Origin of the sequence: Streptosporangium sp. NPDC000509, assembly GCF_042898365.1 — a bacterium.
Classification (GTDB): Bacteria; Actinomycetota; Actinomycetes; order Streptosporangiales; family Streptosporangiaceae; genus Streptosporangium.
The window spans coordinates 35,517-50,551 of the sequence record NZ_JBIAYX010000003.1; the positions used below are offsets into that span (position 1 = coordinate 35,517).

11 protein-coding genes are annotated in these 15,035 nt (G+C 70.8%); 5 read left to right on the top strand and 6 right to left on the bottom strand.

Translation table 11 applies throughout. The annotated features are described in order from the left end of the window. Nucleotides 1-71: 71 nt before the first annotated feature. A complete protein-coding gene (locus ACFY3D_RS06430) occupies nt 72-971 on the bottom strand; it encodes a permease-like cell division protein FtsX (protein WP_389975708.1) in 900 nt (299 codons plus the stop codon). Between the two features lie 231 nt (nt 972-1,202). After that, nucleotides 1,203-3,416 (bottom strand): hypothetical protein, encoded by a 2,214-nt coding sequence (locus ACFY3D_RS06435; RefSeq protein WP_389975711.1) that lies wholly within the window; start codon nt 3,414-3,416, stop codon nt 1,203-1,205. Between the two features lie 128 nt (nt 3,417-3,544). Here ACFY3D_RS06435 and ACFY3D_RS06440 point away from each other — a divergent pair, with 128 nt between their 5' ends. From ACFY3D_RS06440 to ACFY3D_RS06460, 5 genes are all read left to right on the top strand, one after another. Continuing rightward, complete coding sequence (locus tag ACFY3D_RS06440) at nt 3,545-5,002, top strand: hypothetical protein (protein ID WP_362896376.1); 1,458 nt, start codon at nt 3,545-3,547, stop codon at nt 5,000-5,002. Nucleotides 5,003-5,158: 156 nt separating this feature from the next. Further along, nucleotides 5,159-6,775, top strand: coding sequence for an LCP family protein (locus tag ACFY3D_RS06445; protein WP_389975714.1), 1,617 nt, complete (start codon nt 5,159-5,161; stop codon nt 6,773-6,775). A 246-nt stretch (nt 6,776-7,021) separates the two neighbouring features. Next, entirely contained in the window at nt 7,022-9,124 is a 2,103-nt protein-coding gene (locus ACFY3D_RS06450; RefSeq protein ID WP_389975717.1) for an acyltransferase family protein, read from the top strand. 100 nt (nt 9,125-9,224) lie between these two features. Beyond that, nucleotides 9,225-10,313, top strand: coding sequence for a glycosyltransferase family 4 protein (locus ACFY3D_RS06455; RefSeq protein ID WP_389975720.1), 1,089 nt, complete (start codon nt 9,225-9,227; stop codon nt 10,311-10,313). Further along, a complete protein-coding gene (locus ACFY3D_RS06460; RefSeq protein ID WP_350946455.1) occupies nt 10,298-11,035 on the top strand; it encodes an acetoacetate decarboxylase family protein in 738 nt (245 codons plus the stop codon). The genes ACFY3D_RS06455 and ACFY3D_RS06460 overlap by 16 nt, the downstream gene beginning before the upstream one ends. A 244-nt stretch (nt 11,036-11,279) precedes the next feature. On the opposite strand, the gene ACFY3D_RS06465 is transcribed toward ACFY3D_RS06460, so the two are convergent. From ACFY3D_RS06465 to ACFY3D_RS06480, 4 genes are all read right to left on the bottom strand, one after another. Then, a complete protein-coding gene (locus ACFY3D_RS06465) occupies nt 11,280-12,155 on the bottom strand; it encodes a sugar kinase (RefSeq protein ID WP_362896368.1) in 876 nt (291 codons plus the stop codon). 13 nt (nt 12,156-12,168) lie between these two features. Continuing rightward, nucleotides 12,169-13,050 (bottom strand): glycosyltransferase family 2 protein, encoded by an 882-nt coding sequence (locus tag ACFY3D_RS06470; RefSeq protein WP_362896427.1) that lies wholly within the window; start codon nt 13,048-13,050, stop codon nt 12,169-12,171. Nucleotides 13,051-13,245: 195 nt separating this feature from the next. After that, nucleotides 13,246-14,013 carry a CDP-alcohol phosphatidyltransferase family protein gene (locus ACFY3D_RS06475; RefSeq protein ID WP_362896366.1) on the bottom strand — a complete coding sequence of 256 codons (768 nt, stop codon included), beginning with the start codon at nt 14,011-14,013 and terminating at the stop codon, nt 13,246-13,248. Further along, nucleotides 13,991-15,031 carry an iron-containing alcohol dehydrogenase family protein gene (locus ACFY3D_RS06480; RefSeq protein ID WP_350946452.1) on the bottom strand — a complete coding sequence of 347 codons (1,041 nt, stop codon included), beginning with the start codon at nt 15,029-15,031 and terminating at the stop codon, nt 13,991-13,993. Before ACFY3D_RS06480 ends, ACFY3D_RS06475 begins: the two co-directional genes overlap by 23 nt. Nucleotides 15,032-15,035: the final 4 nt, after the last annotated feature.

The following is a 15,035-nucleotide window of genomic DNA, read 5'->3' on the forward strand; positions in this document are numbered from 1 at the left end:
TCGACGGGCGAGGATACTCTGCCCGGACAGACCCCGAGCGCACATCGCCTCTTCAGCACGGTTCGGCCCCCTCAGTCGACACTCGGTGGTTCGGCTTGGCTGACACCTGGCATGCCCTTCACCGCGTCGACGACCGTCTGCGCGGCTCGTGGGTCCGTGAGCTTGACGAAATAGCTCTCCGGCAGGCGGCTGTTCGCGGCAAAGCCGATGAGGAAGGAGTCACGGCTCACCACCAGATGCTCCAGAACCCGGCGAGCATGAGCGGCGTTCTCGAAATAGATGCGCTCGATCCCTTCGAGCGCCATGAGTCTGGCCTCGATGGCCTTCTTCTCCTCCGCCGTCGCCACTCCCCGGCCCGCACAAGGATCGGGCTTCTCTTCCGTCTTGCCGGGCTCCGCTTCCTCGGGCGGGCACAGGACGACGGAGAGATCGGCCTTGCCCTCCCAGAAATGGTGACCGAAGGCGAAGACGTTGGAAACGCCCGGAGTGCTGCCCATGATGCTTCCGAAGGACTCGAAGTCGGCTCGCCGATGAAGCCTGCCCTTGAACGACTCGGGCAGGTCATCGGTTTCGAAGAGCGAGGCCATCGTCCAGTTGTCGGCGTACTGATCCACGAGTTTCGCCCATGCCGTCTCCTGGGACTCGAACTCCATTTCCGCGACCTCGGGCATCGCACGCAGTCTCTCCTCGATCGACCGCCGCTGCTCCGAGGTGACCGCTCGTTCGCGGCACCGCTCGTAGGGGTCGTCGTCCCTGCACAGGGAGACGGTGAACGTCCCCCCTTCAGGCCAAGGACCGTCCGGCGGCGGGAGCACCTGGACGGAATTCCGGTAGGCGTACCACCCCCCGGCTCCTGCCGTTCCGATCAGCAGGACGGCCACCGTACAGACCAGCAGGGTACGTCGAATCCTCAGGCCTCTTTGGGCCGGCACCTCCTGCTCGGAGGTCCCAAAGGACAGTTCCTCGACCACAGGGATCTCGTTGTTCCCATCACCCGTATGAGAAGCCGGAACGATCGCATCCAATGCGTCACCCAAAGTAAAAATCTGGTATTTGACTAGATATCGTTACACACTTCTCCAGGCTTCGATCACCGGTGACGCGGTGCCCTGAAACCGACCGGCTCCGCCCAGGTCCCCTCCCACATGAGTGATGCCTCCGATGGGGCGACACCTGGACCTGCAACCGGTTCGCGACATCTCTCAGGTGTCCCTGTTCGCCTGCGGAACGGCCATCCAGACGTCGGCGGCGAGGGACCAGGTGCCGTTGGGCGGGGTGACGAGGGAACGGTCGTCCTGGCGGGTGCGGAGGTTCATGATGTGGACGGGGGCGCCGTATTGGGAGAGCTGGCGGGAATCGGCGGCGAGCAGGACCGGGGTACGGCCGACGGAGCGGACCCGGGCGGCCAGGCGGGCGACGTCGGCGGCCTTGGGAAGGTCGGAGCGATAGATGGTGAGCCTGGCTGCGGGAAGGCCGCAGACGCCCCGGACGACCTGGGTGAAGCGGGCGGCGGTGACGCGCTCGACGACGAGCACCGAGGCGCGGGGCGGGAGGGCCGCGCACATGGCCTCGACCGCGGCGAGCTCGTCGCGGTCGACCGGGCTGAACGCCGTCCCCCCCGAGGTGATCACCGGCGGGACGAGGAAGAGGACCGCGCCGACCGCGACGAGGCCCCTGCGCACGCCCTGGCCGTACCCCGACCTCCGGACCCTGTCACGCGTCCAGCCCAGGCCCCAGACGGCGAGCAGGATCAGGCCGGGAATGACGACGGGGACGAGCCGCCGGGCGGCCCACGGATGGTCGGGGGTGATGCCCGGCCGGTAGAGCGTGGTGACCGTGGTCCAGCCGATCACGGCGAGCGGCAGCAGCCAGCCGGGCGCCGTCCCCTTGACGAGCCTGCGCGCGAGCACCGCCGCGGCGAGGGTGGCCATGATCGCCACGGGGAGTCCGACGTACCAGATCACCCAGTGCGCCGAGTTCTCGTAGTAAAGCCGGGAACCGTCGAGCGGCAGGCGCTCGACCCGCTGGACCCCCTCGATGAACTGCGCGGTCATCCGGTCGCCCGAGGTGACGGGGGGCCGGATCACGGTCTCCAGCCACGGCCGGGCGGCGAAGGCCGCCGCGACCAGCACCACCAGTCCGGCGGCGATCTCGGGCAGTCTCCCGATCCCGGCCATCCGCCGCAACGGCGCCGCGAGCCACGGGGCGAGCACCGCCGCCACCACGGTGAGGACCACGACCGCCCCGCAGACGGCGAGCAACGGGATCAGCGAGTCCGACAGGTATTTCAGGTACGGCCTGGACAGCAGGTAGGCGGCGGCCAGACCCAGTCCGGTCCCCGCCGCGAGCCCGCCGAGCAGCGGCATGCCCAGCCGTCCCCCGTCGCGGTTCCCCGCCCGGCTCAGGGCGATGAGCAGCCCGGCGTAGACGAGCACCGGGAGCACGTCGCGCAGCCCGTCGATCCTGATCAGGATGGCCAGCCCGAACACCAGCCCCGCCAGGGCGGCGCCCGTTCGCGCCATGCCCTCGCCGAGGCCGGGACCAGGGCCGGGACCGGGACCGGGGTTGAGGCCGGAGGCGGAGACGGGGGCGGAGACGGGGGCGGGGGTGGGGGTGGGGGTAGGGGGCATGTGCGGCGGAGCGCCGGCGCCGACGGTGTGGGAGCGGAGCCTCGCCTCGGCGTCGTACAGCAGCGCGAGACCGCCGAAGAGCAGGACGAGGGACGGGATCTCGCTGAAGGTCGTCCGCGAGGTGTAGAGGATCGGCAGGCAGACGGCGAAGACCAGCGCGGCGAGAGGTGCCCAGCGAGCCCCGGCGAGCCGGGCGACGACCCCCGCGAGGACGAGCACGGCCGCCGCTCCCAGCACCGGCGGTACCAGCAGCAACCCCGCGATGTCCCCCAGCCAGGCGCCCACCACGTGCAGCATCGGCGCGCCCGGCATGAACTGCGGTACGACCGCGCCGCCGGAGACGTAGAAGCCCACGCTGTCGAAGTGGAGCGCCGGGTCGGTGCCGCCGAAGGCCCAGTCCTGGAAGGGGATCGGCAGCGAGCCGTGCCTGGCCAGCCAGATGCCGTACTGCGCGTAGGTTGCGGGGTCGCGACGGACGATCAGCTGCTCGCCGTGGAGCAGGCCGTTGAAGATCCCGGAGGCGAGGGCGACGGCGACCACCCCGGTCACCTGCCAGGCGGTCGCCTCGACGATCTCCGGCAGGCGGCGCAGGCCGTACCGGCACAGCAGCGCGATGGCCACCAGCCCCAGCGGGACCGCGACGAGCGGCCGGAACCAGCCGAGCAGCAGCAGCGGCAGTCCTGCCAGCAGCCAGCCCGCCAGGACGAGCACGGGCACGACGGAGACCACGGCGAGCACCCTGCCCGCCGAGGGCCTGCGCGTACGGTCCAGCCAGCCAATGGTCATGATTCGAACCGAGCGTAGTGCCACTTCCCGCCCGCACCGGGCACCGGAGCGCGGACACGAGGGCCGGTGCGAGCATGGAGCCGAGGGAGGGCCGGTAGCGTACGCGCAGCGTGCGAGGAGGTGGACGAGTGATCGGGTGGGTGCGGGGTGGTCGCGGGGGCGCGGGCGGTCGCGGGTTTCCTGAGCGCCGCGGGCTCCCCGGTCGCCGCCGGCTCACCGACCATCGCTGGTTCCTGGCCGTGCTCGGCGCGGGGATCGCGCTGCGGGTGATCACCATGCTCGGCTACCGGCCCGCGCTCTGGTTCCCCGACTCCTACACGTACGTCGTCACCGCGCTGAAACCCCGGCCCGACCTGGTCCGTCCCGCCGGATACCCGATGTTCATGCGACTGCTCGAACCGTTCCACGAGTTCGCCGTCGTCGTGGCGGCCCAGCACCTGCTGGGGCTGCTCATCGGCGTGCTGGTCTATCTCACCGCGCGGCGGCTGCGGGCGCCGGGCTGGGCCGCGACGCTCGCGGCGGTCCCCTCCCTCCTGGACGCCTACCAGATCCAGCTGGAGCACCTGCTGGTCTCCGACACCCTGTTCGCGGTCCTGGTCGTGTCGGCGGCCTGCCTCGCCGTGCGCGACTCCGTCGGATGGCGTACGGCGTGCGGGATCGGACTGCTGCTCGCGGCGGCGACGCTGACGAGGACCGTCGGGCTGCCGCTGGTGGCGCTCTTCGCCGCCTGGCTGATCTTCAGGGAGCGGGGGCGGGTGCTCGCGGCCGGCGTGATGATCGCCGCCGCGACGGTGCCGATCGTGGGGTACGGGGCCTGGTTCTACGCGACGTACCAGCGGATCGGCATCGTGGGCGCGAACGGCGTCTTCCTGTACGGCAAGACGATGACCTTCGCCGACTGCGACGTGATGCGCCCGCCGCCCGACCTGGCGGTGCTCTGCGATCCCCGCCCGCCGCACCTGCGGCCTCCCGCTCAGGAGTACGTCTGGGCGCAGGACTCCCCGCTGGTCAAACTGCCCGGCATCACCTTCACCCGGACGAACGACACGCTGGCCGGGCGGTTCGCGTCACTGGCGATCATGAGCCAGCCGCTGGACTATCTCGGTTCGGTCGCCTCGGAACTGGCCCGCTCGTTCACCGTGGGCCGCCCGGTCTACCCGGATCAGGAGATCTACGACTACTACCGGTTCCCCGCGACACCGCCCGCGCCGCCGGGGCGCTATCCGGCGACGGTGGGCGCCGAGGCCGCGAAGCGCTACGAGCGGGGACCGATCTCCACCCGGATCGTCGAACCGTACGCGGGCTGGATCCGTACCTATCAGGGAGTCGCAGGACTGCCTGGCGCGGCTGTCCTGGTGATTCTCCTGCTGCCGCCCGCGGCGGCGTGTGTCCGGCGCTTCCGCCCGGAGTCCACGGCGTGGGCGCTGCCCTGGTCGGTGGCGGTGGTGCTGCTGGTGCTGCCGCCGGCGGTGGCGGAGTTCGACTACCGGTACGTCCTGCCGGCCGTGCCCGCCGCCTGCCTGGCAGCGGCACTTGCCGTACGTAAACCTAATTTCAGTAACATTCCTACTAATGTCCGTATTTGAGTATGCTGGCCGCCGGATCCAAACATGGCGGTTGTCAGGGGGCGGTCTTGGCCAAGTTCGCATCATCATGTCTCCTGGCGCGCATCTCGTGATCTACCCTTTGGGCTCGATGACCGAGCATGAGCACCGGACGACGCCGCCGAGCGGAAGGATCGCATGAGCGACCACCGGCAGGCGGCCGTCAGAGACCGCCGGAGCGAACCGACCTCCCCCGGCCACCGCGGACCGCGGCGCTCAAGAGGGGACGCCCCGCCCCAGGGCCCGCCGGGAGACCTCCCGCCGCCTCCGCAGGAGAAAGCACCGAAGGGCCGGGGCCGCAAGCAGCGGCGGCTCAGCATCGGCGCCTGGGCCGGCATCGCGGCGACCGGAGTGCTGGTGCTCAGCACCCTCGGCGGCTACAAGGTCTACCGCGACACCCTCGGCGAGTTCCAGACCGTCGACCTCAGCGGCAAACTCGGCCAGAACCGGCCGGCTGCCGTGAAGGGCGCCCTCAACGTGCTGATCGTGGGCTCCGACACCCGCGAGGGCGACAACCTGAAGTACGGCCAGAAGATGGCCGACGCGGGCAAGCGCACCGACACGATCATCCTCATGCACGTCTCCCCCGACCGCGACAAGGCGACCTTCATCAGCTTCCCCCGCGACTCGGTCGTCGAGATGCCCCCCTGCAAGTCGGAGACCGGCGCGCCGGTCGCGGCCCGCACCGAAATGATCAATGCCGCCTACAACGAGGGCGGCATCACCTGCACGATCACCACGATCGAGGCGCTCACCGACATCCGCATCGACCACTTCGTCGAGGTCGACTTCACCGGTTTCAAGAACATCGTGAACGCTCTCGGCGGCGTCAGGATCTGCCTGACCAAGCCGGTCGACGACAAGAAGTCCAAGCTCACCCTCCCCGCGGGCTGGCACCTCCTCGCGGGCGAGAAGGCGCTGGGCTACGTCCGGCTGCGCAACTACGGCGACGGCAGCGACATCGGCCGCATCAAGCGCCAGCAGGTCTTCCTCAGCCAGGTGGTGAAGAAGGCGACCAGCAGCGAGCTGCTGACCGACCCCGCCAAGATGCTGAACTTCATCACCACCGCCGCCAAGTCCGTCCGGATGGACGAGGAACTGGCCAAGGACACCAACACCCTGCTCCAGATCGGGCAGAGCGCCCAGAAGCTGACCGCGAGCGGCGTCAAGCTGATCACCGTCCCGTGGGGCCCCCACCCCGACGACCCGAACCGGGTCGCCTGGGTGCAGCCGTACGCGAACCAGCTGTTCGCCGCGATCAAGAACGACACCGAGGTCACCCCGCCCCCCGACCCCAAGGCCAAGCCGGCCGTCAAGCGCGAGCAGGTAAGGCTCCAGGTCTTCAACGGCACGGACACGCCGAACAGGGCGAGGGAGGTCGCCGCCGAGCTGGCCGACCAGGGGTTCGTGGTCACCCATGTCGGCAACGCCCGCCCGGCGACCGCCAACGTGCCCACCACCACGGTGCGCTACGCCAAGAAGGACGCCGCCGACGGCGCCTCGTACGGCGACGCGGTGGCCGCCAGGCTCTCCGGCGACAAACGGACCCCGGTCGCGGGCAAGGTCAAGCCGGTCACCACCGAGAAGTACGTCCCGGCCGTGGCCCCCCCGCCCACCCCGGAGGGCAAGGCTCCGACCGGGCCGGTCATCCAGCTCGTCATCGGCGCCGACTGGCCGGGCGTCCGCGCCCTCCCGAAGATCCCCGACGCCCTCACGGACAAGGTCGTCGACAGCAAGACCAACCCCTGCAGCTGAGACGCCTCCCCTCACCCCCGGCCGCCCCGCGGACACGGCCGGGCCCGTGACCCCGTGGACAGTCACGATTACCCGAGAACCGTCCGAATCAAAGTGCATGCGTGCGACAGAGGGCGCACAGTCGGTTTAGGGTTGGTCAAGGCGGCGAGGCGAACACCTGCCCGCGTCCCCGACCCTTCCCTGGGCGCCCCGCCGATCTGCCCGACACTTCCCCCGGTCTCCGACAGATAGCTGAGCCTCCCCCTCGTGAGCGACATCCGACCCTTCCAGGTGCCCGCCCCCCAGGACGACGGCGGTTCCGACCCCGGCTCCGGTGGGGCCAACGGCGGGCAGGGCCGGAGGTCCGCTCCGTGGCCCACGCCCGGCCAGGCGCAGGCGTCCGGTGGATCCCAGCCCTCGTGGCCGGAGCCACCGGGACCGGTCACCTCCGGCGGGGCGTCCCGGCGCGACACCGGGGACGGCCGCGAGGAGAGCCCCGGCGAGGTCACCGAGTGGGGGGGCTACCCGGCGTATCGCGAGCCCCACCCCGGCGGGACCCGTGCCGGCGGACCCTCCGCCGGCGAGACCCACCCCGGCGGACCCCACTTCGGCGAGCCTCGTCCCGGCGGATCCCCGTTCGGCGAGTCCTACTTCGGCGAGCGTCCCGGCGGCCCCTCGTTCGGCGGGGCCCACGGCTCCCACGACCCGCTCGACCTGTCGAAGCCCCTCGCGCCCGAGCCGGTCGTCCAGGACCCCTCGTGGGACCGCGAGGAGCCCGGCTGGGCACAGGACGGCCCGTCGTGGACGCGGGAGTCGCCGTGGGCACAGGAGACGCCGTCGTGGGCGGAGGGGCCCACCCCTCCGCAGGGCGCCCCCCGTGCGCCGTCCCCCCGGCCCGACTGGGCCCCGCCACCCACGACGCCGCGCGTCCCCGCGCCGGCCTCCCCACCGCCAGGAGCCGCGCACCCTCAGGATCCCGGCTGGACGCCCGCTCCGGGGCGGCCCCGGTTCCCCGAGGAATCCGAGCTTCCCGGACGTCCCAGGCTCCCCGGGGAGCCCCAGGCTCCCGTGCGGTTCCCGGACGCGGAGGCCCCGAGACCCCGGCAGGAGCCGCGAGCGTCCGGTGAACGCCCCTTCTCGTACTGGGAGAACACCGCCAGGGACGGCGGCCCCTCGTACTGGGAGAACACCACGAGGGACGGCGGTCCCTCGTTCTGGAACCAGGGACCGCGGGCCGAGCAGGAACTGCGGGCGGAGCGTGAGCGCGAGACGGTCGCCGAGGAGGAGCCCCCGGCCCCTCCGGTCAAGAAGAAGCGCGAGCCGTACCTCGACAACGTGAAGTTCGTCCTGATCGCCCTGGTGGTGATGGGCCACTCGCTCGTCCCCACCCTGAAGGCGCACTCGTCGGAGGCCGCGTACCTGTTCATCTACACGTTCCACATGCCGGCGTTCGTGCTGATCAGCGGTTATCTGGGACGCAACTTCTGGAACTCCAACGCGAAGATCAACAAGCTGGTCGACACCCTGTTGATCCCGTACATCGTCGTGGAGATCGGTTACGCGCTGCTCCGCTACGGGCTTGGCCAGAAGTGGACGCTGACGATCATTGATCCGGCCTGGCTCAACTGGTACCTGGTCGCCCTTGTCCTCTGGCGGATCTCCACGCCCATCTGGACGCGGATGCGACAGCCCCTGCTGGTCGCGGTGGTCATCTACCTGGTCGCGGGCTTCTCGGAGATCTCCGGCGACTTCAGCATCGACCGCTTCTTCGGCCTGCTGCCGTTCTACGTGCTCGGCCTGCTGCTCAAGCCGGAGCACTTCGACCTGCTCAAGCCCCTCTGGGTCAAGATCACCTCAGCGGTCGTCCTCATCGGCGCCGCCGGGGTGGCGATCCTCATCGCGCCCCACGTCCCGCGCGCGCCGATCTACTTCCGCTACAGCTTCAAGGCGATGGACATGTCCTGGTGGGTGGGCCTCGGCGTGCGAGGCGCCCTGCTGATCGCGGCACTCGCCATGACGGTGGCGCTGCTCGCGCTGATCCCCCGGGGTGAGACCTGGTTCTCCGACCTCGGCACCCGCACCCTGTACGCCTACCTGCTCCACGGCGTCGTGGTGGTCATCGCCAAGGACCAGGGCTGGCTGAGCTTCCCCTGGCTGTACGGCCCGCTGGGCGTGGCGGCGATCGCGTCGAGCTCGCTCGCCCTCGCCATCGTGCTGTGCCTGCCCGAGACCCGCAAGCTCTTCAAGTGGATGCTCGAACCCCGGCTCGTATGGCTCTACCGCCGGCCGTCCCCTCCCCCCGCCGCTACCACCGCACCGGCCGAGGGCGCACCCGCCGCCAAGGAGAGTTCAGCCTCAGTTCCCCGCTAATTAACGCAACACATCCGGTGATGACGGAACGAACACTCAACATCGGGACATGCGGGTATGCGTCGCGACGATCGCTCATCACCCAGAGGACGCCAGGATCATGCATCGGCAGATCCGGGCGCTCCTCGACGCCGGGCATGAGATCACCTATGTCGCCCCCTTCACCGACTGCAACGTCACCCCGGATCCCGGTATCCGCGCGATCGACGTACCCCGGGCGATCCCCAACCGCCGCAGACGCGCGCTGAAGGCCGCGCGGGGGGCTCTCAAGCGCGGGGTGGAGGGCGCGGACCTGCTGGTCGTGCACGACAGGGAGCTGCTGTTCCGCCTGCCCAGGCACCGTCCCGTCACCGTCTGGGACGTGCGCGGGGAGATCGGGGACGGCTGGGGCGCGACCGCCGCGCTCGGCCTCACCCTCCCCGGCCACCTGAGCCGCGCCCTGCCCGCGCTCGCGCGCCGGATCGGGGCCTCCCCGGAGCACCGCCTGCACCTGATCCTGGCCGAGGAGTCCTACCGGGAACGGCTCTCCGGCCCCCACCAGGTCGTTCCCGACACCGCCTACGTCTCCCCGCGCCCGCCCGCGCCGCCCGGCAGGAACCGGGTGGTCCACGTGGGCCACCTCTCCAGGGCCGGAGGCGTGCGCGAGATGATCGAAGCGGCGAGGCGGCTGCTCCCGCACGGGATCAGGCTCGACCTGATCGGCTCCGCCGACGTCCGCGTCAGGCCGCTGCTGCGGGACGCGCAGCGGGAGGGCCTGCTCGACTGGTACGGCTACGTGCCCAACCGGCACGCGCTGCGGATGGCCGAGGGGGCGATCGCCGGCCTGTCGCTCCCGCACGACGCACCCGGCACCCGGCCCGTACCCGCCAAGATCATCGACTACATGTCCAGGGGAGTCCCCGTCGTCACCACCCCCCTGTCCGCCGCCGCGTCCATGGTCGAGAGGGTCGGGTGCGGCGTCGTCGTACCCTTCGGGGACGCCGAGGCGACGGTACGCGCGGTGCTGGCGCTGCGGGACGACCGGGAAGGGGCGGCCGAGATGGGAGCGCGCGGCCACGCCGAGGCCCTCGCCCGCCACAACTGGCCGGATCACGCGGGCGCCTTCGTCGGGCGGCTTGAGGAATGGGCCGGCAAACCAGTGACGTCCGGCCGGGAGATTGGTGTACTGGAGGCATGGCACGCCATCTGATCCAGGGGCGCGAGGTCACCATGCCGGTCCGCGTCCGCGACGTCATGGTCTGCAGCGCGTCCTACCTGGTCCGGGCGGACGCCGCGCGGGCCGTGATCGCCTACTCGCACCTGGACGTCGCCGAGGTGTTACCCCGCAAGGCCCTGTGCACGCTGGTGTTCGCCGACTACCGCGACGGTGATCTGGGCCGCTACCACGAGTTCGGCGTCGCCTTCCTGGCGAGGCCGCCCGGCGCGGGCCACGTTCCCGGCGGAGGGCTCCGCGCGAACCTGTCCGAGCTGCGCCGCACCGGCGCCGGGGCGTTCGTCCACTGGCTCCCGGTCGACCAGGACTTCACCTTGGAGGCGGGCCGCGCCATCTGGGGCTTCCCCAAGGAACTGGCCGACATCGACCTGCGGATCTCCTCCCCCTACAAGCGGTGCGTCCTGCGCAAGGACGGCCGCCTGGTGCTGGACCTGCTGATCAAACCCGGTGTCCCGGTGCCGGGCACCGGGATGATGACCGCCCTCGACGCCTACAGCCACCTGGACGGCGTCACCCGCCGCATCCCGTGGTCGCTCTCTCCCCGCGGGGTCCGCACGCGTCCCGGGGGCGCTCTCATCCGCCTGGGCAACCATCCGATCGCCAAGGAGCTGAGTGAGCTCGGTCTGCCCAAACGCGCCCTGATGACGAGCACGATCTCCCACCTGGCCATGACCCTCGGTGAGGCCAAGGAGCCGTGAAGCTCCTCGCGAGAGGCCCGGCCGGACAAGGCAGGCCCCGTCCCGGCCCGGCGGAGCGCTCGGAGACCCTCGCCCGGCGAGGAATCGGGCACCGGACCAGGCACCGGGCCCCGAAAAGGCCCTGACCCGCCCGCGCACGGCGAGAAGCCGCGCGGATCGGCGGGTCAGATCCTGTCAAGGACCCCGCGGTCGGTCAGAGGTCGGGTCAGACCCCGCCTGGAGGCGCTCACCCACATCCTCACCGTCAGGTGTCGAGCTCCAGGAGGGGCAGTTCGGCCCTCGTCGGCAGGCCCTGCCAGTCACTCGGCCCCGACGAGGCGAAGGCCGCGAGCAGACCGCCCCTGCGCAGCCGGTCGGCCGGGTGAAGACCTTCGAGCAACGCGCTGAGATAGCCCGCGACGAAGGCGTCCCCCGCGCCGTTGGGGTCGACCACGGGCGCGGAGAGGCTCGCGGCGTCGTGGCGTACTCCGTCGACCCGCACGCTCGCCCCTCGGGCACCCCGCGTCACGATGACCTCGCGATCCCCGGTGAGCGCGGGCTTGACCAGGTCGAGCTCGCTCTGCCGGACGAACAGCACGTCGGCGGAGCAGGCCAGCACGCTGAGGATCTCCTCCGCCTCGCGCAGGTCGGGCCAGAGCTGGTCGTGGTAGTCGATCGCCACCGAGACCGCGACCCCGGCGGTCCGCGCGGCGCGTACGGCCGCGTGCATGGCGTCGCGCGCGCTCAGCGCGGCGGTGATCCCGCTCACGTGCAGGATGCGTGAGGCCGCGATCCGGTCCACGGGAACGTTCCCCTGGGCCAGCCTGACGCCGGTGCGGTAGTAGGTGACCCTCGCCGCCTGGCCGAGCCTCGACTCCTTCAGCAGGATCCCGGTCGGGGACCCCTCGTCCACCCTGGCGTCGGAGACGTCCACGCCCTCGCCGCGCAGCACGGTGAGGATCCTCGCTCCCAGCTCGTCGCCGCCGACCTTGCCCAGCCAGCCCACCCGGTGGCCGAGCCTGGACAGCCCGACCGCGACGGTGAACTCGGCCCCGGCGACGTCCAGCCTGGCCTCGTGCTCGTGGCGGATCCGGCCGCTGGTGACGACGCCGAACGCCTCGCCGAGGGTGTATACGTCCACTGCTGATCGGAGGTCAGACGATCGGTGGACGGCCGAGGCGGAGCATCCGCCAGGCGGTGTTCCAGCCCATGGGACGACGCTCTCCCGCGGGCTCGCGGAGCCCTTCCGTGAAGCCCTTGAACCAGGCGCGCAGGGCGGGCCTGGAGCGCTCGCGGACGAGGGTGAGCACCATCCAGTTGAGAAGGTAGAGCCCGGCCAGCGGCCAGGGAAGGTTGCGCCGGGCGAGCCAGACCCGGTTGCGGGCGTTGAGGCGGTAGAAGTCGGTGTGCCGGGTCGGGGGGACCTGCGGGTGGTACATGACCGTCTCGGCGTCGTACTCGATGCGGTATCCCTCGCCGAGGAGCCTCCACGCCAGGTCGGTCTCCTCGTGGGCGTAGAAGAAACGCTCGGGGAGCCCGCCGACCTGGAGGAAGGCCGAACGGCGGATGGCGCACGCGCCTCCCAGGAAGGTGGTGACCGGAGAGGACCGCTCGGGGTCGCCCGCGCGCAGGCGGGGAACGTGACGGCGCTGGCCGATGCCGCCCTCGGGGTCCTTCACCCGGAAGGAGACGACCGCGAGGTCGTGCTCGGTGGAGAAGCGCTCCCGCAGGTGGGAGACGAGCCCGGTGTCGGCGTACCAGCCGTCGTCGTCGAGGAAGAGGACGACGTCGCCGGAACACTCCTCGACGCCTCGGTTACGGCCCGCGGGAATGCCCGCGTTGTGGTTCAGCCGCACGCTCCTGATCGAGGCCGAGGACCCCGCGGGCACGGTGGCCGAGAGTTCGGGGACGTCCGCGCCGTTGCCGACGATGACCACCTCGACGTCACCGTCGACCTGGTTCAGCGCGGACTCGACCGCGCGGTCCAGCTCGGGGACACGGTTGCCCATGGTGAGGATGACGCACGAGATCTTCAACGGGTCATCGTCCTGACGCGTCGAGAGCACGTACGGAGCATACTTTCATGATCACCGAGTCTGCTGGGTCGGGAATTCTGGCAGGGCTGGAGTTTCCTGGTATACCGGGGCACAAGCGTATCGGAACCGCCGACGAACACCCGCCAAACAGCGGTGTGTTCGCACCTACGACGCGCCCGGACGCCATCCGGTTCCTCATGAAAGCCGCCTGGACGCCAGAATGCTGATCAGATGCAGGATCATCTGCAGCACGGCGACGATCACGCAGGCCACCACGAGGATCCTCGTCGCCGCCAGCCCTCCGTTGATCGCGTCCCAGATCGCGGCGACCACGATGAGGAGTGACAGCTCGACCGCCTGCACGATCCGGTGGAACTTCAGCGCCGCGGCCGCCTTGCGCGCCATGCCCAGCCCGCGCGACCGGAAGTGCTCGGCCGAGGCCTCGGTCGCCGCGACCAGCCCGGAGCGGGCGCGGGCCACGTCGACCAGGTCGGTCTCCGCCTTGATCAGGATCGCGCCGAGCGCGGCGGCGAACCCCGTCACGGTGTACCAGTCGGGCAGGACCTCCGACGCCCGGAAGCCCAGCCCGATGAGGATCGCGGCCTCGGCGAAGTAGTGACCGACCCGGTCGAGGTAGACGCCCGTGATGGAGGTGCGCCCGGTCCAGCGGGCCAACTCGCCGTCGGAGCAGTCGAGCAGCAGGTAGAGCTGGACCAGCAGGGCCGCGAGGACGGCCGCCCAGAGTCCGGGCAGCGCGAGCACGGCTCCGGCCAGCAGGCCGGTGAAGATCATCAGCCAGGTGGTCTGGTTGGGCGTGATCGGCGTCTTGGCGAGGAACCAGGTGACGTAGATCGACAGCTTGCGCATGTAGAGAGCGCCGGCCCAGTGCTCGCCGCTGTTGCGGTCCATGGTCGTGTGCGGCTGGGCCACCGCACGGAGCTCAGCGACCGACGGCCCGGACATAATCCTCCACCCGATCGCGAATCTCCGGCTCCGACAGGCGCAGGTGCTCAAGAATCGTGTAGCGGCCGGGACGCGTGGCCGGGGCCAGCGCGACCGCCTCGGTGAACTCGGCCGGGGACAGCCCCACATCGGCGGGGGTGACCGGTAGCTCGTGCCCGCGCAGGCAGTCGACGACCTGATTGAGCCTCCGTGAGTCCTCGCGGAGGAAGAAACAGAACGCGGCACCTATCCCGGCGAGCTCGCCGTGGTTGGAGGTGCCGGGAAAAAGCTGATCCACGGCATGCAGGATCTCATGATCTCCGCCACTCGAAGGACGTGAGGATCCGGCGACCACCATCGACATGCCCGACAGGATAAGCGCCTCGGCCAGCACGGTCAGGAACGCGTCGGACTCGATCGAGTCGGATCTGCCGATCACCGCCTCCGCCGCGGTGCGGGCCATCGCGCAGGCCAGGCCGTCGATCGGCTCCCCGCGCTCGCCCGCGCCGAGCTGCCAGTCCTCGATCGCCGAGAGGTTGCTGACCACGTCACCGACCCCGGACCTGACCAGCGAGGCGGGCGCGTCGTGCACGAAATCGAGATCGACCATGATGGCGAGCGGCATGGGGACGCCGAAGGAGCCCTTGCCTCCGTCGTGCGTGAGCGAGGCCACCGGCGAGCAGATCCCGTCGTGCGACAGGTTGGTGGCCACCGCCACCATCGGGATCCCGGCCAGCGACGCGGCGTACTTGGTCACGTCGATGGTCTTGCCGCCGCCGATGCCCACGACCGCCTCGTACGCCCCCTTGCGCAGGTCGGCGCCGAGCGAGATCGCCGCGTCGACCGAGCCGTCGGGCACCCGGAAGACCTGGGCCTGGCCGAGCGAGGGAGTGATCACCGAGGCGATCCTGTCTCCCTGGCCCGCGCCCACGGCCACCGCCACCCGACCGGAGGTCGCCACCCTGCTGTCGGCCAGCAACGTGCCGAGCTGGGCGACGGCGCCCCGGCGCACCTCCATGGACAGGGGTGCCGGGAGCATCCTG